Consider the following 2,177-nt stretch of genomic DNA (forward strand, 5'->3'; position numbering starts at 1 on the left):
AACGGAGCAAGCAACTCCCACTCACGACCGGTCAGTTCATGACGTCGTATCACCACACCATGATCCAACACTGATGATCTTTGAAGACGGACCCTTAGCCCTGGACCGACGTGATCACTGACGTCCTGGCACGACGTGAAGCTCTCCCGAACCCCGGCTGACCAGTACCTTCCCGACCCCGCGAGCAGCACCACCCGACCGGAGCCGTGGAACCCGGCGCCCACCCGACGCGACAGCCGGGCCATCACGCTGGCCGCCACCAGCCCGCACAACCGAAACGGCCCGCCGAAGAAACCGACGGACCGTCACGAAAGATCGAGGCTAGGTATCGCTGTATATAGGGAGTGCTTTAGGTATTTCCACCGGGCAATCTAAGACACTTTATGGATAACACTAGGAGCATCTGTGATCGTGATACTTTCGACCTGCCGAAAGTGGAGCCGCCACACCTCGAGGCTGTCTTGAGCGGCTCCTTGATGGTGTAGGGGCCACCTCCGTCACCATGGGGTGCGCGCTCGCAGTCCGGGGCCCCGGCCATGGGATGACTGGGGCCCCGGTTCGTCGACGAAATGGTAAAGCAGACTTGGGGCGATGCCGGGGCGAACAACTCGAGGTTCGAGTTCGCCCCGAAGTGTCGACACGAAAAATCACGGAGGCTTTCCAATCCGATGGCACTCAGGTTAGTGGAATCAACTTAGGGGTCTCGCTGGGTAGCACTCTCACCCTGTCGGGACAAGACTAAAGAGACTCAGCGGTATGATGAAAATGCTCAAATTCCCCGGGCGTAAATTCGCTGGCGTGCCACTTCGATATGTCTCCTAATGGCCAGTAGGGGGTGAAACCATGCCGGTGATTACAATATTGGAAGTTAAAGACGTTACGCGAGAGAGTGAGGGCTGGCCATGCCATCACCCAAGGCAACTGCTGTTGCGGTCTTTATCGCGCTTGCGCTGACCGCGTCTGCTTGTAGCAGCCACTCTGAAACCGCTAATGGCAGGCTAGCCGGAGTCTCCGACGGAAATATCCATGAGCTACCGACGTACTTTGCAGTCAAGGGTGTGAAAATTGATTCTCCAACACTGAAACGCGCCCAGAAGGCGGGAAAGCTTATCATCGGCGCGAAGGATGACCAGCCGTTCCTCGGCTTGGTGGACGCCGACGGAAAGCGTTCAGGGTTCGATATCGAGATAGCCAAGATGGTAGCAGCCTATCTCGGGTTCTCGACCGACCAGATTGAGTTCAGGACCGTCGACTCCCGTAGCCGTGAGGCAGCCATATCCAAAGGCGACATCGACCTCTACGTCGGCACCTACACCATTAACGACGAGCGCAAGAAGCACGTTGGGTTCGCCGGCCCGTACTTCATGGCCGGTGCTGACTTGCTCGTTCGCATGACGGACACGGAGATCGTCAGCCCCCAGTCCCTGGCGGGCAAGAAAGTCTGCTCGATCATCGGCTCAACTTCGCTACGGGAGATCAAGAAGCCGAAGTACGGTGCAATGACGATCGAACTCTCGAAGTACTCCAAGTGTGTCCAGGCGTTGCTCAGCAACGAGGTCGACGCTGTGACCACCGACGATGCCATACTCAAGGGATATATCGCCCAGCATCCGAACAAGCTGCGGATCCTCGAACAGCCCTTTACTAAGGAGCCGTACGGCATAGGTATGAGCAAGGCCGACAAAGCCCTGCGAGAAGCCGTAAACGACGCCATCGCGGTGCACAGGGGGAACGGGGACACCCGGAAAGCGTACTACGCGACACTCGGACTATCCGGTTCCGTCTATCCTGAGGATCCTCCTCTTGAGCGCTACTGAACCTATTCCACCCCCGCATAAGACCGTCCTACCTTCTTGGCATTCGTAGGGTTGGCTTGCCCCCGGGTACGTGGCAGGGCTGGTTCGTAGTCCTGATGGCTCTGAGAGGGCGTTTAAGCTAGTGTCCTGAGTCGGAGATTCGTCGGCAGTATGTTGCGACTTTGTCGAGGATCTCGTCGGCGGTCTTGGTCCAGACGCACGGCCGGGGGTTGGTGTTCCAGTCGGCGAGCCAGGTGCGGATGTCGCGTTCGAGTGCCTGGACGGGTCGGTGGACACCACGGCGGAGCTTCTTGGTGGTCAGTTCGGCGAACCACCGCTCCACCAGGTTCAGCCAGGACGACCCGGTCGGTGTGAAGTGCA

1 protein-coding gene and 1 pseudogene are annotated in these 2,177 nt (G+C 58.4%); one reads left to right on the plus strand and one right to left on the minus strand.

The genetic code is table 11. The features are described 5' to 3' along the window. The first annotated feature begins 902 nt into the window (after positions 1 to 902). A complete protein-coding gene (locus tag ACFWI9_RS33930) occupies positions 903 to 1,817 on the plus strand; it encodes a glutamate ABC transporter substrate-binding protein (protein ID WP_387169067.1) in 915 nt (304 codons plus the stop codon). Between the two features lie 118 nt (positions 1,818 to 1,935). Here ACFWI9_RS33930 and ACFWI9_RS33935 read toward each other — a convergent pair. Next, positions 1,936 to 2,177 (minus strand): annotated as a pseudogene (locus ACFWI9_RS33935) (IS630 family transposase); the annotation flags it as partial.

Source organism: Streptomyces sp. NPDC127084 (assembly GCF_042724175.1).
Taxonomy (GTDB): Bacteria; Actinomycetota; Actinomycetes; order Streptomycetales; family Streptomycetaceae; genus Streptomyces.